The organism is Pontiella desulfatans (genome assembly GCF_900890425.1).
In the GTDB taxonomy this organism is placed as follows: domain Bacteria; phylum Verrucomicrobiota; class Kiritimatiellia; order Kiritimatiellales; family Pontiellaceae; genus Pontiella; species Pontiella desulfatans.
In genome coordinates this window covers 4262779-4287386 of record NZ_CAAHFG010000001.1, presented here as the reverse complement: position 1 = coordinate 4287386, position 24608 = coordinate 4262779, and the positions used below count along the sequence as shown (strand labels likewise).

Genomic DNA, 24608 nt, shown 5'->3' with positions numbered 1-24608 from the left:
CGTTCCTTGCGTTCATATGCGGTTAATACACTCATGAGCACTTTGGTCATAGGCTATGGGAATCCGGGGCGGTTGGACGACGGACTGGGGCCGGCGTTTGCCGAAAGGATCCAGGGCCTGGGGCTTTCGGGCGTTACGGTGGAGTCGAACTACCAACTCAATATCGAGGATGCCGAATTGGTGTCGCGATACGACACGGTGGTCTTTGCCGACGCCTCGGTGGATGCGGCGGGGTCAGCCCGCACATTGCGTCATTTTAGTTGACGCATACGACGCCCGCAACCGCCTCGGCCTCGTCACCTATCCCGGCAGCCGCACCCGCGACTACGGCTACGACGATGCCGGCAACCTGCTGTCCGTCGATGAATCCGGCGGCGACAAGGCCGATGTGGGTTACACCTACGATGCGCTCATAGAATGAATTGTTTTGCGTTCCTTGCATTCTTATGCGGTTAATACACTCATGAGCACTTTGGTCATAGGCTATGGGAATCCGGGGCGGTTGGACGACGGGCTGGGGCCGGCTTTTGCGGAAAGGATCCAGGGCCTGGATCTTCCGGGCGTTACGGTGGAGTCGAACTACCAGCTGAATATCGAGGATGCCGAATTGGTGTCGCGGTACGACACCGTGGTCTTTGCCGACGCCTCGGTGGATGCCGCCGAGCCGTTCGATTTCCTGCCGCTGGAAAAGAAGGCTCCCATGGTTGGGTTCTCCAGCCATAGCATTACGGCCGAATCGCTGCTCGGCTTGGCCGAGGAATTGTTCGGGGGAACCCCCAAGGCCTTTGCGATGGCCATTCGCGGGTACGATTTCGACGAATTCGGTGAATATCTTTCTCCCTCGGCGGCGGCCAATCTGGAGCGGTCGGTGGAATGTTTTGGCCACTGGGTCGAATCCGTGCGCTAGGTGGACGGTCGGGCAGGGAGCCGGTCTGAGCTGAAAGGTTTGCAAAGGAAAAATTACCGACGGTTTTGTGCAAGATTCCGCAGGACACGGGGCTGTGCTTGGTTCCTGTGTAAGTGTCGGGGTGCCGGTTGCTTATGCAGGGTTTTCCATTTCGGTTCTGACGTTTCCAGGTGGGGGCCGAACCCTATAGAACGAACGCCAAACGGGATTTTGTTATTCTATTTGCTTAAATTGATGCTTCCCTTCGAGGGGCAATAAGCCTATATCTGACATTTCTATTTATAAATCTAGGTCATGAATCAATACAGAGGGGTATCGTTTCAATATGGTTGGGTTTCCGGAGGGTCTCGGTGGTACCGGGAGATTGCCCGTCGGGTATGATACGTGTTGTTGAACTGGTGTTGTCGGGATTCTTTTAATGCTTTTTGTGAATAAGAATAAAATTTGGTCTAATCTTCGTTTCCTTTTGGTTGTTGTTTTGCTCGGTGTTGCGGCGGGGTCGCGTGCCGAGGATGAGGCAACGCCTGCCGAAGTCCTTAAAGAAGCCATGAAGGCGATGGAGGCGGGCAAGTTCGATGACGCCGCCGCCTCGATGTACATGTATCTCGGCATGGTGGAGGAGTCCAAGGCCCCCCGCGTGATTGCCATTGCGCAGGATATCCGCTTCAAGCTCGGCACGATGCTCATCAAGGCCGAGCGTCTGGAAGAAGCCGCCGCCGTTTTGCAGGAATATATCGACCGCCCGCTGGCCGAGCATCCGCGCCAGGCCATGAAGATGCTGGCCACCTGCTATTTCGAAATCGAAGCCTACGAGGAATGCGTAACGGCCTGCACCAATGCCCTCTATTACAACGAAAACCCGGTGATTGAGGCCCGCAAGGTGGTGAAGGGCGACGATGATGAAGAGAAATTCCAAGCCCTCGACGACAAGGAGCCGGAGCCGGACTATACGCAGGAAGAGCTGACGATGCTCAACATGACGCTGGCGGAGTCCTACTACCACCTTGAAAAGTGGGAGGAGTGCATCGATCCCTACTCCTATGTGATCCAGCACACGCCAAGCGACCAGCGCAAGGGCTATGCCATTATGCAGGTGATCAATGCGCTGATCGAGATCCCGGCGTTCGATCGCATCCTGGAATGGGTTCCGCAGCTCTACCGCACCGATGCCCGTTTCGACATCCGCGTAAACCTCGCGCTCATGCATGCCGCCGCCGCCCTCTATGAAGCCGGCGAATACGATAGCGCGCTGCCCCTTTACCGCATGATCCTCCCGCGCGACGAACTCGTGACCTACCAGGAGGGCAAGGTGCGTGAAATGCGCGTCGCGTTCGGCCTGCCGCCCGAAGAGGGCGCCGAGCTGACGGCGGACGATATCCTGCTGTTCGGCGCCGATGAGGAGAAGGAGGCGACCACCGAGGAAAAGAATGCCGAAACCGGCCTGCTGGACACGAAACCGAAGGAGCTGGTCGAACTCGAAAACCTCATCATCGCGCTGAAGGACCTCCCGCCCTACGAACTCGACATCCAGTACCGCATGGCCGACCTCTACAAGACGGTCGAGCGCCATTGGGAAGGCCTTAGGTTCTTCGACATCGTCTTTTCCGCCGACCCGGAAAGCGAGGTGGGCGAACGTTCCATCTATGAGATCATCGATACGTTGATCGAACCCTTGGACGAGATCAAGGAGGCCGAAGAACGCGGTTTCGACTACATGGGCAAGTATCCGAAAGGCATGACGCCGCGCCAGATCGCCTACATGATCACCGGCTACCACCAGAAGCATGAGGACTGGCCGGCCCTCAAGCCCCTCAAACCCTATCTGGACGGGTTCACCCGCACCAACGATGAAACCATCGTCAAGTACGATGTCGAACTCTACTTCATGCAGGCCGTGGCCGACCTTGTGCTGCAGAAATACGAGGATTCCGAGAAAAGCTTCAAGTTCATCCTCGACGAATTCCCGGGTTCCCACCAGGAGGCCAACTGCATCTATTGGTATGGCATGTCGCAGATGTTCCTCCAGAAATATGTCGATGCGCAGCCCAACTTCGAGCGCTACATCAAACAGTTCCCGACCGAGCAGTTTGTCGACGAGTGCAACTTCCAGGTCGGCATCTGTCTCTTCGGCCAGGAAAAATACAAGGAGGCCCACGACCGGTTCTCCTATGTGATCGACACCTATCCCGATTCCTCCATCTATCCCGAAGCCTGCAGCATGCGCGGCGACATCTACGGGGCCGGCGAGGTCTATGCGGAAAACGACTACCTCGATCGGGCGCTGGCCGACTACGACCGCGCATACGTGGCTTCGAAAAAAGTCAACCAGGCCACCTATGCCACCTTCCAGGCGGCGGATGTCTACGAGGCGGAAGATAAATACGACGAAATCCTGCGTGTGGTTGAGCGTTATGAAACCGACTGGGGCGGAAACGGGGCCGATGTGGCCAAGGCGCTGTTCTGGATCGGAAAAACGAAAATCCAGCAACGGGAATACGAAGCGGCCGTCCACACCTATGTCGGAGCCATTGCCAAATACGGCGGCGACCTCCGCCAGGACGGGGTGGACGACATGATTGCCGAGCTGGTCAAGATTTCCTCCATCTATCTCGATACCGAGTTGCAGGCCAAGCTCAAGGACGATCTGAACACCGCGCTCGAGGAAACCGACAACGAAACGCTGAAGCTGCGCCTCCGGGTCACGCTGGCCAAACTCGACAAGACCGAGATTGAACTCGGCCAGCAACTGCTCAAGGAACTTGAGAATCTGGACAACGCTTCCCCGCCCGTATTGGCCTGCATCTGCGATGCTTCGTTCGCCAAGAAGGACTATTCCCGGGCCGAGGAGCTGCTCCGCATTTTCATCAACAAGTTCGAGGATTCCGACTATATGCGTGCGGCCTACAAGTTGCGCGGCTATGGCCAGTATGCCGAAAAGGATTTCGAAGGCGCGTTGCAGACCATCAACGATGCGCAGGCGCTCTACGGAACCGAATACGACGTGGCCTGGGCGCAGCTCATGAAGGCGCAGATCCGGCTCGACCAGGGCCAGATCGATGGCGAAGAGGGGGCCCGTGCGGCCAACATGAACCTGCTCAACGTTCCCTCGTGGCGCGGTGCTCCGGTGGCGCAGGCCACCTTCCAGCTGGGGCAGGTCGAGGAGGCGGCCGGCAACCTCAAGAAGGCGTTCGGCTTCTACCAGCGCGCCTACTTCCAATACAAAGGCCATTCAGGCGGCTATTGGGCCGCCGAGGGCTATCTCGCCAGTGCCCGGATTCTCGAGAAACTCGGCGCCGGCTACGAGAATGATCGCCGCAACACCTACCGTGCCATGTTGTTCGACCGCTATGTGAACGAACTGCCCCAGGCCGAGGAGGCCCGCGAAGTGCTCGGCGCCACCGAAGTGGCCGAGATTGCCGCCTATGTCGAAACCGGCGGCGTGACCAATATTGCCATCTCGGTCGAGTCCGAGCCCGAACCGGAAACCACCACCGATGCACCTGCCGCTACCGAGGGGGGGGAATAATGAACGTTGCACTCCCAACTTCGAACAAGGAACTCCGAATGATCAATCCTGTCCGTAATTCGAAATTCCATGCCCTATGCTCCGCGATGCTCCTGTGTTGCGCCGCGTCGACCGTGTCGGCGCAGCAAGCGACGGAGGAGGCCGCCCCCGCGCCGGGTACGCCGACAACGCTCACGACCTCCAACGGCAAGACGGCGCGCGTGAATCTTCTGCGGTTGAAGGATGGCAACCTTACCTTCGCGGCTGGATCGAACGAAATGACCGTGCCTGCCGACAAGATCAAGAGCCTCGCGTTTTCCATGAACAAGGAGGAGTTCGACTTCTACCGCGAACAGCAAACCATCTCCGACGAGGAGATTACCGAGCTCTTCAGTACGCCCAACCTCGGCAAAGCGGAAAAACTCGAACTGATTTTCAAGGCGATTCTCGTAAACATTGCCAAGGCCAACAACGAAGGCGACTATGCCGCCGTGGTTGCCGCCCTCGAACCGCTTCTGCGGGAGCGCGGGGAATATATGTCGATCGAGAACAACCTGCAGGATGTCGCCGTCATGCTGATGGAGAGCTACCGCAAACTGGGTGACCTTGCCAAGGTGCGGGAAGCCGCAACTATCCTCCAAGCCAGCACCGATTCCGATATCGCGGCGAAGGGCAAGGCCAACCTGGCGCTCATCGCCGTTGCCGACAAGGATTTCGAAACCGCCGAAACCTTGCGTGGCGAGCTCGGCTCCGAAGCGGCGAAGCTCTATCTGCAAGCCTGCATCATGCAGGCGCAGGGTCAGCCCAAGCAGGCGATCCAGACCGTTACCGAAATCATCGCGGCACACGGCAACGACCTTGAATGGATGCCGGAATCCGAGCTGCTCAGCGCCTATCTTTACTTGGACATGGCCATGACGAACTCCGCGGTGAACACGGCCCGCCAGGTTAAGAATATCTACGCAGGCAGCAGCTCGGCGGGCGATGCCGCCAAGCTCTTCGCCCAACTCGGTGGAGTGGAAGAGACTGCGGAGAAAGCCGAATAATCTAAACCAGAAACCAAACACTTGAAACTGACCCAACCGGAGGAAACAAACATGAAAAAAACAATCTTAACCGCAGTTGTGCTTTTGGCGGCCGGAGCTGCTTTTGCCCAAGGTGATGCCGAAGCTGCCGCCGCGGCCTCGATGGCGGATAAAACCGATCTGTGGAGCCTGTTGAAGCAGGGGGGCTGGGCCATGTTCCCGCTCGGCGCATTCTCGTTCTTCATGGTCGCGCTCATCATCCAGAACTTTATTTCGCTTCGTCCCAAGACGCTGCTGCACAGCGAGCAAATGCCCGGCTTGCTGAAAATGATGCTCGATAAGGAATGCCTCAAGGCCCTCATCTACTGCCGCGAGCATCCGTCCATGTTTGCCAACACCTTTGGCGCCGGCCTCGAGCGTTGCCTCGATGGTGAAGCGGAAATCGATTTCCAGAAAGTGAAGGAGTCGGTGGAGGAAGCCTCGGTCGAGCAGATGTCCAAGCTCATGAAGCCGATCGACTATCTTTCGATCATCGGCGCCAGCTCCCCGATGTTGGGTCTGCTCGGTACGGTATCCGGCATGATCAAGGCCTTCCACACCATGGGTGCGCAGGGCATGGGTAAGCCGGAACTGCTCGCCGCCAACATTGGTGAGGCCTTGATTACAACGGCGACCGGCCTGGTGATCGCCATTCCGGCCATGTTCTTCTTCTTCTTCTTCAAGAAGGGCTTCCAGAAAACCCTCGCCACCCTCGGCCGTAACATTGGCTTCCTTTTCGATGCCCTGCAGTCCGGCAAGGAGCCGGTCAGCTTCATGGATCTCGAGACGCTGAAGAAAATGGAATCCAAATAGTTTTCCAAAACCGGAATTTAGGCAAAAGCTATGAAACTCGAACAGAAAGACATTGGCGACGATCTAGAGCTGGATATGTCGCCCATGATCGACATGGTCTTCCTGCTGCTGATTTTCTTTATCGTGGCATCTCAGATCGTGGACGAGAAACCCAAGGTGGAGATTCCGGCCGCGGCCTATGCCAAGGTTCCGGAAGATACCACCGGGCGCTTGATGATCACCGTCAAGAAGGACGACACATTCTATCTCGCCTCCGACCGCGAACCCAAGACCATCGAGCAGGTCAAGGAGCGCATTGAGCAGGAAATCAACGCCAACCCCGAGTTGCGCGTATTGATCCGTGCCGATGGTGAAGTGAAATACAAGACGAACGAGAAGGTCACGATTGCCTGCGCCGAAGTCGGTGCGCAGGACTTGATCTATTCCGTGTTCGAAGAGTAGGGGAACCATGAATTTAAACCAACATTACGAAGACGCTAAACTTGAGCTTCAAGTCGCGCCGTTGATCGACGTCGTCTTCCTGCTGCTCATCTACTTCATGGTCACGGCGTCCTTGATCAAGAAGGAGGCCGATATCGGCTTCATGTTGCCGGCCAACATTGCGGTTGAAGATATGCAGGAGATTCCGGTGGAGGTGCTCATCGAGATCACCGCCGACGGTTCCGTGCAGGTCGAAGGCATGCGCTTCTCATACGACGACCGCACGCTCGACGACTTGGTTATGCAGGTCGCGGGTCTTAAGCAAATCGCCCTTGCGCAAAGCTCGCCGTTCTTCGTCAACGTGTTGCCGCACCAGGATGCATTGCACCGCCGGATCATCGATGTGATGGACGCCTGCGCCGCCGCCGGTGTGAACAGCCTAACGTTCAGCAAGTCGATGTAGCAATTCTCCGGGGAATCAGTTTCGGAAGGCCGCGCCACGTTGCGCGGCCTTTTTTGTTTTTGGCCCCGGGCCCATTTGTGGCAAGCTCTACCCTTCTTTAGGAGGAAATCATGGTCGGAATCATCGCAATTGCCGCATTGGCGGTTTCTTCGCAGGTCACGGATGTGACCGTCTACAACGATCGGGCGCAAGTAACGCGCACGGCGCAGGTGCCACTGGAGGCGGGAATCAACAAACTCGTGTTCGGGGATTTGCCCGATGCGGTCGATTCGCGCGGTATCCAGGTCGAAGGTTCCGGTGCGGCCACCGTTCTCGACGTCCGCTTCAAGACCGAAAACTTCAAGGAGATTCCCCAGGAGGCCTGGAAGGAACTCTACGAAAAACAAACCGCTTTGCTGGATGAGGAAAAGGCTCTACTGCAAAGGATTGCTCGCATCGGTGATTCCAAGGGACTGCTGAAAGCGATCGGCGCCAAGGTCACGAACACGCCGGAAAAGGAAGCCGGGGACGCGCAGCTCGATCCCGAAAGCTGGAGCCAGATGCTGGCGCTCTACGCGGACAAGGGCAAGGAATACGACGACGGTTTGCGCAAAACGGAACGTGAACTCAAGCAAGTCCGCGAGGTCCTGGGGAAAGTGCAGGCCGATATCCACGACGCCGGTGCCGATACGCGCAAGCAGCGCCGGGTGGTCGAGGTCGATCTGGAGGCGGCGACGGCTGGCAAGGCCGAGCTTAAGCTCTCCTACATCGTCCGTGGTCCCAAATGGGTGCCGACCTACGACATTCGCGTCGATACGAAGACGCGCGATGTGGAGGTGAAATATTTTGCCCTCGTTCGCCAAAACACCGGCGAGGATTGGGCGAATGTTGCCCTCAAGCTCTCGACGGCGAATCCCGGTCTCGGCGGGCGCCATCCCGAGTTGCAACCCTGGCGCATCCGAATGGTGCAGCCGGCGGCCGAGTCGGGCGCCTTTCTTAAGGGCAGTTTTTCTGTTGGGTTCAATGCCTATGAGTCGGCGAATCTATATGGGGATGCGTTGGTGTCGGACGTGGATTTTGAGTTGGAGGAACCAGCCCCCGCCTCCATCCAGTCCCGCCAGACTGAGGTTGTTCGCCAAGGGGCTTCGGTTGTGTTCGCAGTGAAGGGCGAAAGCGAGGTGGTTTCCGATAACGTGGAACACCGGGTTTCCGTGTCGAGCGTGACGCTCCCATCCACCTTCCGCTACTCCACGATTCCGAAAGTCGATCCGCATGCCTATCTCAAGGCCAAGGCGGTCAACAAGGGAGTCCATCCATTCCTTGAAGGGAAGGCCAATGTGTTTCTCGATGGCAGCTTCGTGACCACCTCGACCATGGAGCTGGTTGCTCCGGAGGAGGAGTTCTGGATCTTCCTCGGTGCGGACGAAAGCATTAAGGTGGAGCATCGGCTCATCAAAAGATACCAGAGCCGCGAAGGTCTCACCGGACGGGACGTTCGGCATACCTACGAATACCTGATGACCGTAAAGAATACCCATTCGGTTGCCGAGGAGGTCATCGTGTGGGATCAGCTTCCCATTTCCGGGAGCGAGGGGCTGAAGGTTAAATTGCTCGAACCCAAATATTCGAAGGACACCGATTCGCTCAAGCTCGACGACGAGCAGCGGATCAGCTGGTTCCGGACGCTGGAGCCCGGAACGGAATGGGAAATCCCGTTCTCCTTCCACGTGGAAGCACCGAAGGACATGAAGATCGATGGACTCGAATGAAGATTCCCTTCACCAAGATGCACGGCGCGGGTAACGACTTCATCATGGTCGACGACCGTTCGCTGTCGTTTCCGTTGCACGACACGGGGTTTGTCCGGCGGATCGCTTCCCGGCGCATTGGAATTGGATGCGATGGCTTGCTCTTGATCCAGCCCTCGGATGTGGCCGACTTCCGCATGCGTTTCATCAATCCCGACGGAGGGGAGCAGGATATGTGCGGCAACGGGGCGCGCTGCATCGCCCGTCTGGCTTTCGACCAAGGCATCGCGCCGGCCTCCATGAACATCGAGACCGGGGCGGGGCTTGTGAAAGCGACCGTTCGTGAAAACCAGATCCGTCTGGAGCTGACCGAACCGACGGAGCTGGAACTGGATCTCGAAACCGGGTTCGATTGGCCGGTCGATTTCGTGAACACCGGCGTTCCGCATGCCGTGGCCTGGGTGGTGGACCTTGCATCGCTGGAGCTGGGTTCGGTCGGCAGTGCCTTGCGCCACCATGCCCTGTTCAGACCGAATGGGGCGAACGCCAACTTTGCGAAGGTTGAGGCGGATGGAACACTGAGTGTGCGCACCTACGAGCGCGGTGTGGAGGCCGAAACCTTGGCCTGTGGCACCGGGGCAACGGCCGTGGCGGTGCTTGCATCCGAAAGAGGGTGGGCCAAGTTGCCCGTTACCGTGCATTGCGCCGGGGGCTTTGATTTGGTAATTGATTCAGTTCAGGGAATCACCACGCTCACGGGTGGTGCCGAATACGTTTTTGATGGGGAGGTCGAATATGGAGATCGGGTTTAGCCTAGGTTCCAATCTTTACAATCGCAAACGGCTGCTGATGCAGGCGAAGAATCTGCTGTTGTCCGCGCCGCGTACCAAGTTTGTCGACCAGTCGCCAATCTATGAAACCACGCCGGTGGATGTGAAACCGGAATACCAGGAAATGGCCTACCTCAACTCGGTCGTGATTGTCGAAAGCGAGTTGCCGCTCGATAGCTGGCTCTCCTATATCGGCAAGATCGAGGTGAGCCTGGGGCGCGAGCGCGACCAGGAGGACCGCAACGCGCCGCGCCCGATCGATGTGGACATCATCTATGCCGGCGGGCAGATCATCGATAGCGGTGGGCTGGAGGTGCCGCACCCGCGCTGGGCGGAACGTCGCTTCGTGGTGCAACCGCTCAATGATGTGCGGCCCGATTTGATCCTGCCGGAGGCCAGCAAATCCGTCGCGCAAATCCTGGGCTCCCTCCCGCCCGATGAAGGCCTCAGCGTTTTCGACGAGCGTTGGTAGGAATAACCCGTAATGCGTAACCCGTAATTGCATTGGCTCCGATGGGATGGTTACGAGTTGAGCATTACTCATTACGGTACAAGTTATGAAATGGACAGCCGCAAAGATTAAGGCCCTGAAGGGCGAACAAAGGATTGCCATGCTAACGGCGTATGATGCGCTCACGGCATCGCTGGTGGAGGATGCCGGCATCCCTGCCATTCTGGTGGGCGACTCGCTGGGCATGACCGTGCTCGGCTATGAAACAACCCTGCCCGTCGGCATGGACGAAATGCTGCACCACACGGCGGCGGTTTCGCGCGGGGTGAAGAATGCCCTGATCATTGCCGATATGCCGTTCATGTCCTATCAACCCTCCATCGCCATGGCCTTGGAAAATGCCGGACGCTTCATCAAGGAAGCACATGCCGATGCCGTGAAGGTCGAGGGCGGCGCGCTGCGCGGCGAGTTGATCGAGTCGTTGGTGAAGAACGGCGTGCCGGTGCTGGGGCATATTGGCCTAACCCCGCAAAGCATCAAGGAGATGGGCGGCTACAAGGTTCAGGGCAAGACCTCCGAGCAGGCCCGGCAACTGATGGACGATGCCATGGCGGTCGAGCAGGCCGGGGCGTTTGCCATTGTGCTTGAATGCGTTCCCGCCGAGCTGGGCGCAATGATTTCCGGCGCGCTCTCCATTCCCACCATCGGCATCGGGGCCGGCGTCGGGTGCGATGGCCAGGTGCTGGTATTCACCGACCTGCTCGGGATCAGCGGGAAACCCGCGCCCCGGTTTGTGAAAAGATTCGCAACGCTCCATCCGCTGATCAGCGAGGCGCTCGCGTCCTACAAGTCCGAAGTCGAGGACGGTTCCTTCCCGTCCGAAGAACACACCTATTGATATGCAAATCATTGAATCTCCCGAAGAGATGCAGCGCCTTGCGCTGTTCCTGAAGCGGTCGGGCAAGACGATCGGCTTTGTGCCCACCATGGGGTTCCTGCACGCAGGCCATCTTTCGCTCATGCGACTGGCCCGCGAAAAATGCGATGTGCTGGTTGCGAGCATCTTCGTGAATCCAACCCAGTTCGGCCCCAACGAAGATCTCGATGCCTACCCGCGCGATTTCGAGCGGGATGAATTGCTCTGCGAAGAGGAGGGCGTCGATATTGTTTTTTATCCGGAGCCCGGCAACATGTATGCCGCCGACGCCAGCGTGTGGGTGGACGAGGAGTCGCTCTCGGGCGTGCTCTGCGGCGCATCGCGCACCGGCCATTTCCGCGGGGTTTGCACCGTCGTTGCCAAGCTATTCAATCTGGTGCTGCCGGATCTGGCCGTCTTTGGCGAAAAGGATGCGCAGCAACTGCGCATCATCGAACGCATGGTGCGCGACCTTAACTTTCCGGTGGAGATTGTGCGGGGCGCCATTGTTCGCGAACCGGACGGCTTGGCGATGAGCTCGCGCAATAAATACCTGACCGAACTCCAGCGCCGGAATGCGCTTTGCCTCAGGCAGGCGCTCGACCACGTGGTGGATCTGGTTGGCCAGGGGGTGGTGGATGTTGCCGTTCTTGGAAAGTCCGTCGCGAATCTTATGGCCAGCGTGCCCGATGCGGTTGTCGACTATGTCGAGTTCGTCGATGACGAAACATTGCAGCCCGTCGGGCGGGTCAAAGGGAAAACCTTGGTTGCGCTTGCCGTGAAAATTGGAACAACGCGCCTAATTGACAATGCCGTGGTCGTGCCGTAGTGGTTTGCAACGGAAACGCTTGCAGGATTCCCTTCATTTTTTGGATATTTTTGTTTGAATGCGATGAGCTCATCATTACATTGGTGACCGCTTTGGGAACAAAGGTGCGGTAGCCAAGCGGTTAGGCAGTGGATTGCAAATCCATCTAGATCGGTTCGACTCCGATCCGCACCTCCACTTTTTATTCAGGTCATTAATCGATAACCAGGAGATGTAATATGTCGGTTCCACAAGATCTGTTCTACGCCAAAACCCATGAATGGGTATCTCTCGATGACGGCATCGCAACGGTCGGCATCAGCGACTTTGCCCAGAGCCAGCTCTCTGACCTGACCTTTGTTGAATTGCCCGAGGTGGGAACCGAGTTTTCTGCCGGCGACGAAGCCGCCGTGGTTGAATCCGTCAAGGCCGCCGCCGATGTCTACGCCCCCGTGGGTGGCGAAATCATCGAAGTCAACAGCGAGCTGGAAGACAACCCGGAACTCATCAACAAAGACGCTTTCGGCGCTGGCTGGCTCTTCAAGATCCGGGTGAACGACGAGTCGGAAGTGGATGACATGATGGATGCGGATTCCTACGAGGAACTCTGCCCCGACGACTAGTCGTTTTCCATGCATGGAATGTCGAGGAGGATGCCTATCCTCCTCTTTTTGTTTTTGTGCCGCAGGCGCACCGCCTGCCTCCGCCAAGAGGAAAACCATGAAGGCCTGGTCGGTCAGTTTCAGCAATCCCGTTCCCTATCGGCAAGGACTGGACATCCAGCGCCGTTTGCTCAAGGCGCGTCAGGATGGGCTGATTCCGGACACCGTGTTGATTCTTCAGCATACACCGACCGTCACGCTGGGCAACCGCGGGCGCGATAACTATCTGCTCAAGACCGAAGCGGAATACCGCGAGCTGGGCATCGACCTTTTCCATGTCGAGCGCGGTGGCGATGTCACCTTCCATGGCCCCGGCCAGTGGGTGCTTTATCCCATCCTCTACCTCGGCGGGAACGACGCCGATTCGCACGGCTACCTCAACAACCTTGAGGAGACCGCCATCCGCACGTTGGCCGACCATGGCATCGAAGGCTTTCGCCGCGAAGGCAAGTCCGGCGCGTGGACCCAGGCCGGAAAGATCGCCGCCATCGGCTTCCGCCTCAAGAAATGGGTCTCCTTCCATGGCATGAGCTTCAACGTCGCCAACGACCTCATGGGTTTCGACACCATCGTGCCGTGCGGCCTCGTCGGCGAACCCGTCGCCACCATGAAAACCATCCTCGGCGACCAATGCCCGGAAATGCCCGCCGTCGGCGACTCCCTCCTCAACCATTTCTCCACCGTCTGCAACCGCGAACTGGAACGGTTCGATGCGGATGGGGAGCTGCCTCCTGATCTGGCGAGGTTCATCGTAGACGAAGATTCCAGCTTCGTTTGATTCTGCAACGCGCGTTGTTCTGCCTAACGAAGCTGGAAGCTTCGTCTACAAAATCCTGAACGGCACGGCGGGGATGCGGAGGGTTCGAGCCTCGCGTGCTTGTGGCGTGTGGCGTGCGTTCGGCGATCAGCTCGAAGGGCAGGTTGCCTTCCAATCCTTTTTCAGTGGCCGAATGTGGGCAATAGGGGTTTGATATGTACGGCAAGCAAACCTATTATGCCGGTGTGAAAAACGAACTGAAATTGGATCGAAGCGTGTTGTCTGTGGTGTCATTGCATGCAGCAGGCGACGACAAGGCGTATTGGCAATCTCGTTCTCCGGAAGAGCGGTTGCAGGCGATTCAAATGAACAGGCAGGCGGCTTATGGAAAACCAAGTGCTACCGGACGACTTCAAAGAATTCTTGAAGTTGCTAAACGCTCATGAGGTTGAGTATCTGCTGATCGGCGGGTATGCAGTGGGCTACCACGGATACCCACGAACGACTGCGGATATGGATGTCTGGGTGGCTTTGAATCCCGATAATGCAAGAAAGCTGGTCGGCGTCTTTCACGAGTTCGGCATGGTGTCGGATGACATCTCGGAAAATCTCTTTCTTGAGCCCGGAAATATTGTGCGCATGGGATTGGCTCCGGTAAGAATCGAAGTGCTTAATGAAATCGACGGCGTTGAATTCGATGAGTGCCGTAGACGTTCGTTAAGCACTCAAATTGATGACGTGGACGTTCCCCTTATTTCTCTTGCCGACTTACGGCTAAACAAAAAGGCTTCGGGACGTTACAAAGATTTGGATGACCTCGATAACCTGCCGGAGAAGTAGCGGGTGCGATGTGTGGCGCAGGCTTTCTTGCCTGCGCAGGGCAGACTGGAACGTCTGCCCCACGACTTCTACATAATCTTGAACGGCACGGCGGGGAGGTGGCCGGCGGGGATGCGGAGGGTGCGCGCCTCGCGTCCTTCGCGCGCTTGCATGTTGCGCTCGATGACCAGCTCGAAGATCAGGTTGCCTTCCTGGCCCTTGACGGAAAGCGCTGGGTCGGTCGCGAGCATGACTTCGATGGTGCCGTTCCCGATGGTCACGTCCTCGATGCCCACCCCGGCCGGTACGCTATGCGGTTCCACGTTGAAGTCGAGCTGTTGGCGCCCGAAGGCGGTGGGGGCCTCGAAGGTCACGGAGGTGGTCGTGCCGGGTTTGAGCTTCAGCGGATCCTTGGTCTTGCAGTTGATCTGGGGGCGCAGGAAGCGGCTCTCGATGTTGGCGAGCAGGATCTCCTCGGCGGGGACGAGGTGGTGGTAGATGAACGCCTGCATCATGTCCTCCGCCGGGACGGCGGGGCGGACGGCGGGCTTGCCGTCGATCACGGCACGGCCTTCGATCTTCAGGGGTTCGGGCACGTAGAGCGGATCGGTCGGTAGCGTCAGGGTCAGTTCGACCTGCTCCTGCCCGGCGGGTATGCGGGCGCCATCGAGCCGTAGCCCGTCGATTTCGTTTTTCAGTTCCAGTTTGATTTCTCCGTTGAAACCATCCTTCCGTAGGGCGAAGGCGGTGAAGGGGATGCTGGCTCCCGGGGCTCCGTTGAGATGGGAGGGCACAATGCGTAGCTCGTAGTCCGGTTCGGGGCGTCCAAGGTGGAGGCGATATCCATGGTCCGGGCCCCCGGCGTTCTGGGTGTCGCCCAGGTGGATAAGGAAGGTGCCCTGGTGCGGCGCGACGAACGCGATGCGCGAGTCGGCGTGGTGGGTGAGCAAACCAAGCGCCCTGTCTTCGTGGTCGTCGTTGAAGGCCACCTGCCTGCCGTGCGCATCGGTGATCTTCAGCACGGAATCTAGTGGCGAGTTGAGCCGGCGCGCGTTGACTTCGGCCACGAAGGCTTCGCCTTTTTTCAACTGGATTTCGAATACGTCGAGGTCGCCGGGGTGGCCGATCCTGCCATTGATGACGCAGGTCGAGCGGATGGGCATGGCATCGGTGACCGTGTTGTTGGGTTCGGTTTCCGGCAGCTCGGGCAGGGTGCTGTGCGCGAACGGGACGGGATAGGCGAGCGGTATGCCCTTAACCGAATCGAGCGAGTCCTGGTTGCCTACGGTGCCGGTGGTTGCGGGCAGGTTCTTGCCTTGGATCGCGACCGTGGTGGTGCCCTCCTTGCCGCCGAGCGGGAAGATGGAGGTGATGAACGGGATCTCGCCGAGGGTGATGCGGTAGACAAAGTCCTGCCGCCCGCGGTAGATGGAATCGCGGATTTCAAGCGTATAGGTTCCGTCGGTTGGAATCTCATAATAGAGCGCAGGGTCGGGGTTGAAGCGGTAGTCGTCGGCATAGGCCAGTTCGCTCCCTTTTGAATCGTAGAGCGCCATGACGGCCTGGAACCAGCCGGGCACGGCATCGGCCAAATGCGGGATCAGTTCGCGCGCGGCGGCGGCCACAACGAGCTGGTCGCCCTTGGAGGCCTTGAAGGAATAGCGGTCGGTCTCGCCGGGCAGAATCTGGCCATTGAGCACGACCGGCAATGGTTTCTCAATATTTTTTCCGTCGGCTTCCACCCATTCCGCATGGTCGCCGATAAAAAAGGCGAGCGGGGCGGAGATTCTGCCATCCTTCATGATCCGCAGTTCGCGCCGTCCAGGCCTGGCGTCGGGAAGCACCTCGATTTCGACCGTAACCACTTCGGCAATCTGTGCATTTTCCTGAAGTTTGGGATCGTTGCGGATGCGGCCTTGTTCGCGCATTTTTTGGACATCCTCCATGGTGATGCCGGACTTTTCGGCCTGCTCGATCATGGTGCGGAACTGCTCCGGTTGCCTGGTTGGGCGTTCGTCCTCCTCCATGCCCATCTCCTCGCGGATTTCATCGAACTTGTTGCGCATCTGCTGGATCTCGCGCTGGTTGAGAGGGCGCTCGAAGTCGAGCACCTTGGCGCGCACGCCTCCGCCGGAAACGTGGATGCCGTCCGCGCCTTCGAGGTATTGCCCGCCGACGACGATGGTGGCTGTGGCTCCTCGCTGCGCCCCGGCGGGATAGATGTAGCCGATGTGCGGATCCATTTGCTCCGGCCGCACCTGCTGCTGCCCTACAGCTAGGACGGGAAGTGCCAACATGGCGGGCAGGATATTTTTAACCGCGAAAGAACGCAAGGAACGCAAAGCCGGCAGGAAAGCATCCCTTGTGTTCTTTGCGTTCCTTTGCGGTGAATAAAAAATACTGTATGGTTTCATCAGATCAGCTCCTTCAAGCGGCCGCCGGTGGAGTAGCCGTCGATTTCGCCGGGAACGAGGCTGACGGGGCCATCGGAGTGGGGAATGGTGCTGGCGGGATCGACGCCCATTTGCTGATGGATGCTGCCGATCAGGTCCCATGGGCGGACCGGGCGCTCGGCGACCTCCACCCCCTTGGCGTCGGAGGCTCCGACCACCTGTCCGCCCTTGAAGCCGCCGCCGGCCAGGACGTGGGAGAAGCATGCGCCGTGGTGGCCGCGACCGCCGTCCCACGGGGCTTCCCATTGGATCTTCGGGGTGCGGCCGAATTCGCCGCCCCACCAGACGATGGTGCTGTCGAGCAGGCCGCGGTCGGAAAGGTCCGAAAGCAGGGTGGCGAACCCGGCGTCCATTTGCGGCAGCTTGCGGCGCATCTCTTCGAAATGCTTTTTGTGCGTGTCCCAGCCTTTGAAGTTGATGGTGATGTATTTGACGCCGGCTTCCACCAGCCGCCGGGCGGCCAGGCAGGATTGGCCGAACGTGTTGCGGCCATAGCGCTCGCGCAGCTCGTCGCTCTCCTGCGAGAGGTCGAAGATTTTCGCGCCGTCGCCCATGATCAGGTCGTAGGCCTTCTCCTTGGAGGCATAGTAGGTTTCCAGTTGCGCATTGCCTGGCAAGCGTTTGCCGAAGGTGTCGAGCCAGCGGAGCAACTCGCGGCGTTCGCGCTGGCGGCGGTCGGTTATGCCTTCGGCAACGATGCCTTCCACGGCGAACGGATTTTGCGCGGGGTCGCCGCCCGTGGCGAAGGGCTTGTAGCGGGGGCCCAGGAACCCGGCTTCGGAAAAGCGGCCCTGCGGTTCGGTGAGCACGACGTAGGGCGGGATGAGCCCGTTGTAGCCCGCATCGTAGCCGTGTTTGAGCGAAACCACCGAGCCGATGGCCGGATAGACGATGCGCCCGCCGGGCAGGCGCCCGGTCTGGGTGCAGTATGACGCGCTTTCGTGGGCGTTGATCCCGTGGGTCATGCTGCGGATGATCGAAAACTTGTCGGCCTGCTTGGCCAATTCGGGGAGCGCTTCGCCGATGCGGATGCCGTCGACGTTGGTGGCGATGGGCTTGGTGTAGGCGCCGCAGTAGTCGTACCCCGCGTCCGGCTTGGGGTCGAACGTGTCGAGGTGGGCCGGGCCGCCCCAGATCCAGATCTGGATCACGGCCTTGGCTTTGGCATTGGGTGCCGCGGCGGCCTGGGCGAGCAACGGTGCCGCGGCGGCGGACTGGAGGATCGTTCTGCGCGAGAGGTTCATGGTGCTGCTCCTAGTGTTTGAAAAGGAATTCCGGGCTGTTGATGAGCGCCCAGGCAATGTCGGTGGCGAGATCGCGCCCTTCCGCCTCGGCCATCAGGGTGTAGTCGCTCAGCGCGAGCAGCTCCGCTTGGGTCGGATGGCGCGAAAGGATGGAAAGGTAGAGTTCGTCGGTGTTGGCCACGGGGGTGTTGCGGCGCGGCAGCTGGAGGCCGATGCGGTTGAGCTTTTCGCGGATATGGCCGGAGTTGAGCAGATGCAGTTGCTGGGCGGCGGTGATTTCGTTGTTGCGTTCGGTTGCAAGCCCGGTGTCGCGCGGGGGGCGGCCGAATTTTTCCAGGAAGGGGCTGGTGATGCTTCCGTCGGCGAGCGTGACGGACCCCTGTTCAACCGGAATAAAGGAGAAGGGCTCCGGAATCATGCTCCAGTATTGTTCCGTGGTTCCGGTGATGTGGCAGAGCGAGTCGATCAAGGTCTCGGCGTCGATCCGGTGGAGCGGGTAGTGGGCGAACAGCTGTTCGGCCATGGGGGTGTTGGTTGCCGGGATGCTGGAGCGTTGGTAGGTGGCGGAGTTGAGGATGAGCCGGTAGATGTGGCGCAGGTCGTTGCCGGATACGTTGAGCTCCTTTTCGAGCAGCGCGAGCATTTCCTGGTTCGCCGGGGGGTTGTCGGGGCGGATGTCGTCCGGTTCCTGGATGATGCCGGAGCCAAAGAGCTGGTGCCAGATGCGGTTGACCGCATTGCGTGCGAACCAGGGATTGCTTTCGTGCGTCAGCCAGTCTGCAAAGACCTTCCGTGCATCGTGGTCGAGCGGAACTTCAACCGTTTTTCCATCGGGCAGGGTGAGTGTTGTGCCGCGCCGGTTTTCCCGTTGGCTGAAGAGGTCGGCATAGACGATCTCCTCTTTCCACTCGCTGGTTTTCTTGAAGGCCAAATCGGAGAAAAAAACGGCCAGGTCCTGTTGCCGGTCCTTCGGCCAGGAGTCGAGGCGCGTGCCCATGAAGGTGAGGGCGGCCGCGCGGGCGATGGTTTCGGGGTCGCTGTTTTGCACGGCGCGGAAAAAGTTGACCTGCGGCACGCGGAAGTTGCTTCCATTTGAAGTCAGGATTTCGCGGACGAATTGGTCATAGGGTTTGTTTTCGCGGATGGAGCCGAGGATCCAGCGGTGGTAGGCCTGCACGGCGTTGGGCCAGAGGTTGATCGGGAATTCGGACTTCACCCGCAGGCGGTCGCACCAAAGGGTGGTGCAATAGTGGCTGAAGCCGTCGCTTGCCAGCAGCTCGTCGATGAGTTTCGCGCGCTTGTCCTTCGAGCGGTCATCAATAAAGTCGCGTGCCTGGTCGGCCGTGGGGATGCTGCCGGTAAGGTCGAGATGGACCCGGCGCACAAAGACGCTATCGGAGCAGGTGCCGGCGGGGCGGATGCCCAGTTGCGTGTACTGCTTTAGCAGGGGCAGGTCGATCTTCGTGGGGGGCGCTGGGTTGCCTGTGGTTTCGTATTGGGCCAGTGAAAGACTCGCGAACCCAATGCCTGCGGCGATCAGTGAAAGAGTTTTTACCATTCCATCGTCCTTTGTTTCATGCGTTGGGAATCCAACGGACGAGGGGGACGGATATTGCAGTTTGGCTGCCGCTAAATCGGCCCTCCTATTTGCGGGTTATGATGCGATACAGTTCATCGGCCAGCATGGCGGCCCCTTCTTCGCCCAGGTGCACGGGATCTTTCGGGTTGTCGGCCTGCAGGTTTTTTGCGGATGTAATTGTTTCCCCGGCAACAAAGTGGAGGTGTGCATCCGTCTGTGCGCGCGTGCCGACCAGCTTCGACAGGGCGGTACGGAATTCGTTCGCGGTGTGGCCGGTCTTTTCGCTGGTTGGTTTTTTGGTGTGGAGCAGGGAGATGCAGTAGACCGGGGTGTCGGGATGGTTTGCCCGGATGGCGTCCAGCAGCTCGCCGTATTGGGTCGCGAAGCCCTCCGGCGTCTTTTGGTCGAAGTGCAGGTCGTTGTAGCCGACGAGGATGGTGATGTAGTCGATCCGCTTCCAGTCCTCCAGCATGTTGCCGATCGGCACCGAAACCTTGCCGCCCCCGACGGCCAGGTTGAAGAGTTCCGCGTTCAGCTTCCGGGACAGCAGGAATGGCCAAGTGGTGTGGGTTGCGCCGTGCTGCCCGACCCCGTGGCTGATCGAGTCGCCCAGCGCCACGTAGACGGGGGCGTTGGGTGGCGATGGCTTTTTCAGTTGGCCATCGAGTTCCAGCCCCAGGAATTCCACATTGGCAAAGCTGGGGAGGGCGATTTCGAAACAGCCGCTGCCTCTGCGCTCGAATTCCAGTTTGGCTTCCGAGGTCTTGGGGTTGAATTTGAATTCCTTCGCCAGCTTCCCGTCCTCGAACAGGCCGAAGGCCGAGCCCATGTAGTTGGCGGATAGAATCCTGAAGTTGGCCCGGATGCTATCGCTGTCGGTTTGGAAGGCCAGAACGATGCCGGAACCATTCCGTGCCTTGTCGGGATTGATGCCCAGCTCCTTGCGCGGCAGTTGCAGAACATCCTCCCGGTGGCGTTGGAACCGCAGTCCGGCATTCCGGGGCTGGGCATATTTTGTGCCGCGCACCTCGATGCCGGGATCGGTGGCCGGAACCGGTGTGGCCGGGGCCGATGCGGCAAGGACCGCCGTTAGGAGGGTGATATAGCAGTACGGTTTTGATAGATATGTAAATGTTATATTCATGATGATCCGGTATTTAGGATAACATGCGCAAAATCGCAAGAAAAAATAGCAAACGAGGTTGACGTTGTTTTAGTAGTGATATAGAAGTGTTTTGTTTTAACGGGAGAAGCTACTGGATGAAGTTTGGTTATTTTGATGATGAAGCCCGCGAGTATGTAATTACGGAGCCGAAGACGCCGTTTCCGTGGATCAACTATTTGGGCAACGACGAGTTTTTCGGGTTGGTGTCGAATACAGGCGGGGGCTATTGCTTCTATAAGGATGCCAAGTTCCGCCGGCTGACGCGCTACCGCTACAACAACGTGCCGATCGACACCGGTGGGCGCTACTACTATATCAAGGATGGCGACTCGGTGTGGAACCCGGGCTGGAAGCCGACCCAGGCCACGCTCGATTCCTACGAATGCCGCCATGGCTTGAGCTATTCGAAGTTCATCGGCGAAAAGGGCGGGGTGAAAGCGGAGCTGACCTGCTTCGTGCCGCTGGGCGTGAATGCCGAGGTGCACAAGCTCTCCATCGAAAACGAATCCGGCGAGCACAAAAGCCTGAAGCTCTTCTCGCTGGCGGAATGGTGCCTGTGGAACGCGCAGACCGATATGGAAAACTTCCAGCGCAACCTTTCGACCGGCGAGGTGGAGATCGAGGAATCGGTGCTCTACCACAAGACCGAATACAAGGAGCGCCGCAACCACTATGCCTTCTATTCCGTCAACGCCCCGATCCAGGGCTTCGACACCGACCGCGAATCGTTTGTTGGGCTCTACAACGGGTTCGAAAATCCGCAGGCCGTGGCCGAAGGTGCGCCGCGCAATTCCGTGGCGCACGGCTGGTCGCCGATTGCCTCGCACTATCTTGAAATCGATCTGGCGCCCGGTGAAAAGCGCGAGCTGGTCTTTGTGCTGGGCTACATCGAAAAGGCCGAAGACCAAAAGTGGGAGTCGAAGGGCATCATCAACAAGGCCGGCGCCAGGCGGGTCATCAAAAATTTCGAGACGGTTGAAAAGGTCGATGCCGCGCTGGCGGAGCTGGCTGATTATTGGGAAAACCTCCTCGGCACCTACCAGGTGGACAGTGGCGATGGCAAGCTCGACCGCATGGTCAACATTTGGAACCAGTACCAGTGCATGGTCACCTTCAACATGTCGCGCAGCGCCTCGTTCTTCGAGTCGGGCATCGGCCGCGGCATGGGCTTCCGCGATTCCAACCAGGATCTGATCGGCTTCGTGCACCAGGTGCCGGAGCGCGCCAAGCAGCGCATTCTCGACATTGCCGCCACGCAGTTCGAGGATGGCTCGGCCTACCACCAGTACCAGCCGCTCACCAAGCGCGGCAACGCCGAGATCGGCGGAAACTTCAACGACGATCCGCTCTGGCTGATCCTCTCCGTCTCGGCCTACATCAAGGAGACCGGCGACTGGAGCATCCTCGACGAAACCGTGCCGTACGACAACGACGATGCAACGGCCACCGACCTATTCGGGCACCTGACCCGCTCGTTCAACTTCACGGTCAACCACCTCGGTCCGCATGGCTTGCCGCTCATCGGGCGCGCCGACTGGAACGACTGCCTCAACCTCAACTGCTTTTCGAAGGATCCGAACGAATCGTTCCAGACCACCGAAAACCAATCGGGTAGCACGGCGGAGTCGTTGATGATTGCCGGAGAGTTTGTGCTCTATGGCCGCGAATACATCCGCCTCTGCGAGCTGCGCGGCATGGAAACCATCGAGGCGCAAAGGCAGGTCGATGCCATGGTCGAGGCGGTCAAGCAACATGGCTGGGATGGCGAATGGTTCCTGCGCGCCTACGACTTTTTCGGCCACAAGGTCGGCTCCGACGAAAACGACGAAAGCAAGATTTTTATCGAGTCGCAGGGCTGGTGCACGATGGCCGGGATCGGCAAGGACGAAGGCTTGTGCGAAAAGGCGCTCGACTCCGTGGCCGACAAGCTCGCCTGCGAGCACGGCATCGTGCTGAACAACCCGGCCTTCACGGAATATGTCCTGGCGTACGGCGAAATCTCGACCTATCCGGCGGGCTACAAGGAAAACGCCGGCATCTTCTGCCACAACAATCCGTGGATCATGATCGGCGAAACGATGATCGGTCGCGGCGACCGCGCGTTCGACTATTGGAGGCGCATCGCGCCGGCCTATCGCGAAGGGATTTCGGAGCTGCACCGCATGGAACCCTATGTCTATTCGCAGATGATTGCGGGCAAGGATGCCTTCAAACCGGGCGAGGCCAAAAACTCGTGGCTAACGGGAACCGCCGCGTGGAACTGGGTGGCGATCTCGCAATATATTCTGGGTGTCCACCCCGACTACGACGGACTGCGCATCGACCCGTGCATCCCGCAGGAGTGGAAGGAATACACCATCGTCCGCCGTTTCCGCGGCGCGGAATACAACATCACCATCAAGAATCCTGAAGGGGTGTCCAAGGGCGTCATCCTGCTGCTGGTCAACGGCGAGCTGGTAAAAGGCAACCTCGTACCCGTCCTGGCAAAAGACCGGGTGCATCAAATCGAAGTGGTAATGGGAGTCGATCATGGCTGATCAAGCACAACCTGTCGTGGCGGCGGAAGACCGCGTTCCGTTCGGCACCAAGCTGGCCTACGCGCTCGGCGGTCCGGTTGATATTCTGGCGGTATGGATTCTGGTCAGCATTGCCTATCCGTTCTTCAACATGGAACTGCATATGCGGCCGCTCTATGTGTCGATCATCTTGATGTCGCTGCGGTTGTGGGATGGCATCATCGATCCGATCATGGGGTGCATCTCCGATAACTTCCGCTCGAAGTGGGGGCGCCGCCGACCGTTCATTCTGGTGGGGTCCATCCTGGCCGGCCTGACCTATCCCCTGATCTGGTGGTTCCCGATGGACTGGAGCCAGGAACTGATCATGGCGTGGGTGATCGGCTTCGGCATTCTTTTCTACTCCTGCTTCACGGTCTGGGCGATGCCCTACCAAAGCTTGCTGATGGAAATGACCCCCGACTACAACGAGCGGACGAGGGTGACTGAAATCCGCGGATATTTCCAGACGCTGGCCGGTTTCGTGAACGGCTGGATGTGGTGGGTTTCGCTGCTGCCGATCTTTTTCCTGAATGGCGAAGCGAGCACGGTGAACGGCATGCGCTGGCTCAGCCTGGTGATTGGCGCCATCATTCTGGTGCTCGGGATTGTCCCTGCGGTTTTTGTGAAGGAGCGCTATTACGAGAGCGTGAACAAGCACCAGGAAAAGGTGGGCGTGATCAAGAGTTTGAGCGAAACGCTCAAGAACGTTCCGTTCCGCGTGCTGTGTCTCTTCACCGTGTTCTTCCTGCTGGGGACGGCGATCTTCGACAGCTACGGCCGCTATGTGGGCACCTACTATGTGTTGAATGCCGACTGGACGGTGGCGGCCCGGTTCGCGGGCTATGGAACGGTGGTCTATACCGTTTTCAGCCTGCTTTTCATTCCCGTTTTCCGATGGCTTTCCGAGCGCATCGGCAAGCCCCGGTGCCTTGCCATCTCCGTTGCGTTGGTTTTGTTTTCGGCGGCTACCACCTGGTGGACGTTTAATCCGGCCTATCCGTACCTGATGCTGGTGAACACCGTGTTTATCGGGGCGGGCTATGCGGGGCTTTGGCTGATGCTCTCCTCCATGCAGGCCGATGTGGTGGACTTCGATGAGTTGAAGACCGGGGAGCGTCGCGAGGGCAGCTTTGCTTCGATCTTTTCCTGGATCCTGAAGTTTGCCTTCTGCATCGGGTTCCTGATTTCCGGCCCGTTGCTGGAATTCACCGGATTCGATGCGTCGCTCGAAGGCGCCCAACCGGAAGCCGTCCTGCGCAATATGCGCATCGGCTACATCGCCATCCCCGTTGTTGCCTTGGTGGTGGCGCTGGGTCTTTTGAAAATCTTCCCCATCACGCCGCAGAAGGCGGCCGAAATCCGCAGGCAACTTGAAGCGCGCAGGGGCAAAGTTTAGAAACCTAATGCGTAACGGGTAATGCGTAACGAAAATTACGAATTACGGATTACTTGTTACGGGGAGTGAAA

The 24608-nt window shown here is 58.7% G+C and carries 23 protein-coding genes and 1 tRNA gene; 20 read left to right on the top strand and 4 right to left on the bottom strand.

What is annotated here, in order from left to right; translation table 11 throughout:
- The first annotated feature begins 33 nt into the window (after positions 1-33).
- From E9954_RS32545 to E9954_RS15210, 18 genes are all read left to right on the top strand, one after another.
- Positions 34-264 (top strand): hypothetical protein, encoded by a 231-nt coding sequence (locus E9954_RS32545; RefSeq protein WP_168442294.1) that lies wholly within the window; start codon positions 34-36, stop codon positions 262-264.
- The gene (locus E9954_RS15285; protein WP_168442293.1) at positions 224-421 is read left to right on the top strand and encodes an RHS repeat domain-containing protein; all 198 of its coding nucleotides are present in this window, start codon (positions 224-226) and stop codon (positions 419-421) included. The genes E9954_RS32545 and E9954_RS15285 overlap by 41 nt, the downstream gene beginning before the upstream one ends.
- Before the next feature lie 42 nt (positions 422-463).
- Entirely contained in the window at positions 464-907 is a 444-nt protein-coding gene (locus tag E9954_RS15280) for a hydrogenase maturation protease (RefSeq protein ID WP_136080007.1), read from the top strand.
- A gap of 427 nt (positions 908-1334) precedes the next feature.
- Positions 1335-4433 (top strand): tetratricopeptide repeat protein, encoded by a 3099-nt coding sequence (locus E9954_RS15275; RefSeq protein WP_168442292.1) that lies wholly within the window; start codon positions 1335-1337, stop codon positions 4431-4433.
- A gap of 38 nt (positions 4434-4471) precedes the next feature.
- Positions 4472-5458: a tetratricopeptide repeat protein gene (locus E9954_RS15270; RefSeq protein ID WP_136080005.1), complete on the top strand. Its 987-nt coding sequence runs from the start codon at positions 4472-4474 to the stop codon at positions 5456-5458.
- Positions 5459-5509: 51 nt separating this feature from the next.
- Positions 5510-6289: a MotA/TolQ/ExbB proton channel family protein gene (locus E9954_RS15265; RefSeq protein ID WP_136080004.1), complete on the top strand. Its 780-nt coding sequence runs from the start codon at positions 5510-5512 to the stop codon at positions 6287-6289.
- 30 nt (positions 6290-6319) lie between these two features.
- The gene (locus E9954_RS15260; RefSeq protein WP_136080003.1) at positions 6320-6730 is read left to right on the top strand and encodes an ExbD/TolR family protein; all 411 of its coding nucleotides are present in this window, start codon (positions 6320-6322) and stop codon (positions 6728-6730) included.
- A gap of 7 nt (positions 6731-6737) precedes the next feature.
- A complete protein-coding gene (locus tag E9954_RS15255) occupies positions 6738-7172 on the top strand; it encodes an ExbD/TolR family protein (RefSeq protein ID WP_136080002.1) in 435 nt (144 codons plus the stop codon).
- A gap of 110 nt (positions 7173-7282) precedes the next feature.
- On the top strand, positions 7283-8920 hold the full coding sequence (locus tag E9954_RS15250; RefSeq protein ID WP_136080001.1) for a mucoidy inhibitor MuiA family protein: 1638 nt from the start codon (positions 7283-7285) through the stop codon (positions 8918-8920).
- Entirely contained in the window at positions 8917-9711 is a 795-nt protein-coding gene (gene dapF / locus E9954_RS15245) for a diaminopimelate epimerase (protein ID WP_168442291.1), read from the top strand. The genes E9954_RS15250 and dapF overlap by 4 nt, the downstream gene beginning before the upstream one ends.
- The gene (folK, locus tag E9954_RS15240) at positions 9695-10201 is read left to right on the top strand and encodes a 2-amino-4-hydroxy-6-hydroxymethyldihydropteridine diphosphokinase (protein ID WP_168442290.1); all 507 of its coding nucleotides are present in this window, start codon (positions 9695-9697) and stop codon (positions 10199-10201) included. Before dapF ends, folK begins: the two co-directional genes overlap by 17 nt.
- A gap of 85 nt (positions 10202-10286) precedes the next feature.
- On the top strand, positions 10287-11078 hold the full coding sequence (gene panB / locus E9954_RS15235; protein ID WP_136079998.1) for a 3-methyl-2-oxobutanoate hydroxymethyltransferase: 792 nt from the start codon (positions 10287-10289) through the stop codon (positions 11076-11078).
- A gap of 1 nt (position 11079) precedes the next feature.
- Positions 11080-11925, top strand: coding sequence for a pantoate--beta-alanine ligase (gene panC, locus E9954_RS15230; protein ID WP_136079997.1), 846 nt, complete (start codon positions 11080-11082; stop codon positions 11923-11925).
- A gap of 103 nt (positions 11926-12028) precedes the next feature.
- Positions 12029-12102, top strand: a tRNA-Cys gene (locus E9954_RS15225).
- Between the two features lie 41 nt (positions 12103-12143).
- Positions 12144-12527 (top strand): glycine cleavage system protein GcvH, encoded by a 384-nt coding sequence (gcvH, locus tag E9954_RS15220; protein WP_136079996.1) that lies wholly within the window; start codon positions 12144-12146, stop codon positions 12525-12527.
- 97 nt (positions 12528-12624) lie between these two features.
- Entirely contained in the window at positions 12625-13344 is a 720-nt protein-coding gene (gene lipB, locus E9954_RS15215; RefSeq protein ID WP_168442289.1) for a lipoyl(octanoyl) transferase LipB, read from the top strand.
- 194 nt (positions 13345-13538) lie between these two features.
- Positions 13539-13769 carry a hypothetical protein gene (locus E9954_RS32540; RefSeq protein WP_168442288.1) on the top strand — a complete coding sequence of 77 codons (231 nt, stop codon included), beginning with the start codon at positions 13539-13541 and terminating at the stop codon, positions 13767-13769.
- Positions 13708-14163, top strand: coding sequence for a nucleotidyltransferase (locus E9954_RS15210; protein ID WP_136079994.1), 456 nt, complete (start codon positions 13708-13710; stop codon positions 14161-14163). The genes E9954_RS32540 and E9954_RS15210 overlap by 62 nt, the downstream gene beginning before the upstream one ends.
- A 68-nt stretch (positions 14164-14231) precedes the next feature.
- On the opposite strand, the gene E9954_RS15205 is transcribed toward E9954_RS15210, so the two are convergent.
- The 4 genes from E9954_RS15205 to E9954_RS15190 form a co-directional block, all read right to left on the bottom strand.
- Positions 14232-16385, bottom strand: a complete 2154-nt coding sequence (locus tag E9954_RS15205; RefSeq protein ID WP_136079993.1) for a PPC domain-containing protein — start codon at positions 16383-16385, stop codon at positions 14232-14234.
- A 170-nt stretch (positions 16386-16555) separates the two neighbouring features.
- Positions 16556-17839 (bottom strand): DUF1501 domain-containing protein, encoded by a 1284-nt coding sequence (locus E9954_RS15200; protein ID WP_136079992.1) that lies wholly within the window; start codon positions 17837-17839, stop codon positions 16556-16558.
- 10 nt (positions 17840-17849) lie between these two features.
- On the bottom strand, positions 17850-19397 hold the full coding sequence (locus E9954_RS15195; RefSeq protein WP_136079991.1) for a DUF1553 domain-containing protein: 1548 nt from the start codon (positions 19395-19397) through the stop codon (positions 17850-17852).
- Between the two features lie 85 nt (positions 19398-19482).
- Entirely contained in the window at positions 19483-20562 is a 1080-nt protein-coding gene (locus E9954_RS15190) for an SGNH/GDSL hydrolase family protein (RefSeq protein WP_136079990.1), read from the bottom strand.
- A 116-nt stretch (positions 20563-20678) separates the two neighbouring features.
- Between E9954_RS15190 and E9954_RS15185 the strand changes: the two genes are divergently transcribed.
- Both E9954_RS15185 and E9954_RS15180 read left to right on the top strand, forming a co-directional pair.
- Positions 20679-23120, top strand: coding sequence for a GH36-type glycosyl hydrolase domain-containing protein (locus E9954_RS15185; RefSeq protein ID WP_136079989.1), 2442 nt, complete (start codon positions 20679-20681; stop codon positions 23118-23120).
- Positions 23113-24537 (top strand): MFS transporter, encoded by a 1425-nt coding sequence (locus E9954_RS15180; RefSeq protein ID WP_136079988.1) that lies wholly within the window; start codon positions 23113-23115, stop codon positions 24535-24537. Before E9954_RS15185 ends, E9954_RS15180 begins: the two co-directional genes overlap by 8 nt.
- Positions 24538-24608: the final 71 nt, after the last annotated feature.

Excerpts from the sequence above, each read along its gene's own strand:
- E9954_RS32545 (WP_168442294.1), top strand. The coding sequence starts at position 34 with ATGAGCACTTTGGTCATAGGCTATGGGAATCCGGGGCGGTTGGACGAC.
- E9954_RS15285 (WP_168442293.1), top strand. The coding sequence starts at position 224 with ATGCGGCGGGGTCAGCCCGCACATTGCGTCATTTTAGTTGACGCATAC.
- E9954_RS15280 (WP_136080007.1), top strand. The coding sequence starts at position 464 with ATGAGCACTTTGGTCATAGGCTATGGGAATCCGGGGCGGTTGGACGAC.
- E9954_RS15270 (WP_136080005.1), top strand. The coding sequence starts at position 4,472 with ATGATCAATCCTGTCCGTAATTCGAAATTCCATGCCCTATGCTCCGCG.
- E9954_RS15265 (WP_136080004.1), top strand. The coding sequence starts at position 5,510 with ATGAAAAAAACAATCTTAACCGCAGTTGTGCTTTTGGCGGCCGGAGCT.
- E9954_RS15260 (WP_136080003.1), top strand. The coding sequence starts at position 6,320 with ATGAAACTCGAACAGAAAGACATTGGCGACGATCTAGAGCTGGATATG.
- E9954_RS15255 (WP_136080002.1), top strand. The coding sequence starts at position 6,738 with ATGAATTTAAACCAACATTACGAAGACGCTAAACTTGAGCTTCAAGTC.
- E9954_RS15250 (WP_136080001.1), top strand. The coding sequence starts at position 7,283 with ATGGTCGGAATCATCGCAATTGCCGCATTGGCGGTTTCTTCGCAGGTC.
- dapF (WP_168442291.1), top strand. The coding sequence starts at position 8,917 with ATGAAGATTCCCTTCACCAAGATGCACGGCGCGGGTAACGACTTCATC.
- folK (WP_168442290.1), top strand. The coding sequence starts at position 9,695 with ATGGAGATCGGGTTTAGCCTAGGTTCCAATCTTTACAATCGCAAACGG.
- panB (WP_136079998.1), top strand. The coding sequence starts at position 10,287 with ATGAAATGGACAGCCGCAAAGATTAAGGCCCTGAAGGGCGAACAAAGG.
- panC (WP_136079997.1), top strand. The coding sequence starts at position 11,080 with ATGCAAATCATTGAATCTCCCGAAGAGATGCAGCGCCTTGCGCTGTTC.
- gcvH (WP_136079996.1), top strand. The coding sequence starts at position 12,144 with ATGTCGGTTCCACAAGATCTGTTCTACGCCAAAACCCATGAATGGGTA.
- lipB (WP_168442289.1), top strand. The coding sequence starts at position 12,625 with ATGAAGGCCTGGTCGGTCAGTTTCAGCAATCCCGTTCCCTATCGGCAA.
- E9954_RS32540 (WP_168442288.1), top strand. The coding sequence starts at position 13,539 with ATGTACGGCAAGCAAACCTATTATGCCGGTGTGAAAAACGAACTGAAA.
- E9954_RS15210 (WP_136079994.1), top strand. The coding sequence starts at position 13,708 with ATGGAAAACCAAGTGCTACCGGACGACTTCAAAGAATTCTTGAAGTTG.
- E9954_RS15205 (WP_136079993.1), bottom strand. The coding sequence starts at position 16,385 with ATGGATCCGCACATCGGCTACATCTATCCCGCCGGGGCGCAGCGAGGA.
- E9954_RS15200 (WP_136079992.1), bottom strand. The coding sequence starts at position 17,839 with ATGAACCTCTCGCGCAGAACGATCCTCCAGTCCGCCGCCGCGGCACCG.
- E9954_RS15195 (WP_136079991.1), bottom strand. The coding sequence starts at position 19,397 with ATGGTAAAAACTCTTTCACTGATCGCCGCAGGCATTGGGTTCGCGAGT.
- E9954_RS15190 (WP_136079990.1), bottom strand. The coding sequence starts at position 20,562 with ATGAATATAACATTTACATATCTATCAAAACCGTACTGCTATATCACC.
- E9954_RS15185 (WP_136079989.1), top strand. The coding sequence starts at position 20,679 with ATGAAGTTTGGTTATTTTGATGATGAAGCCCGCGAGTATGTAATTACG.
- E9954_RS15180 (WP_136079988.1), top strand. The coding sequence starts at position 23,113 with ATGGCTGATCAAGCACAACCTGTCGTGGCGGCGGAAGACCGCGTTCCG.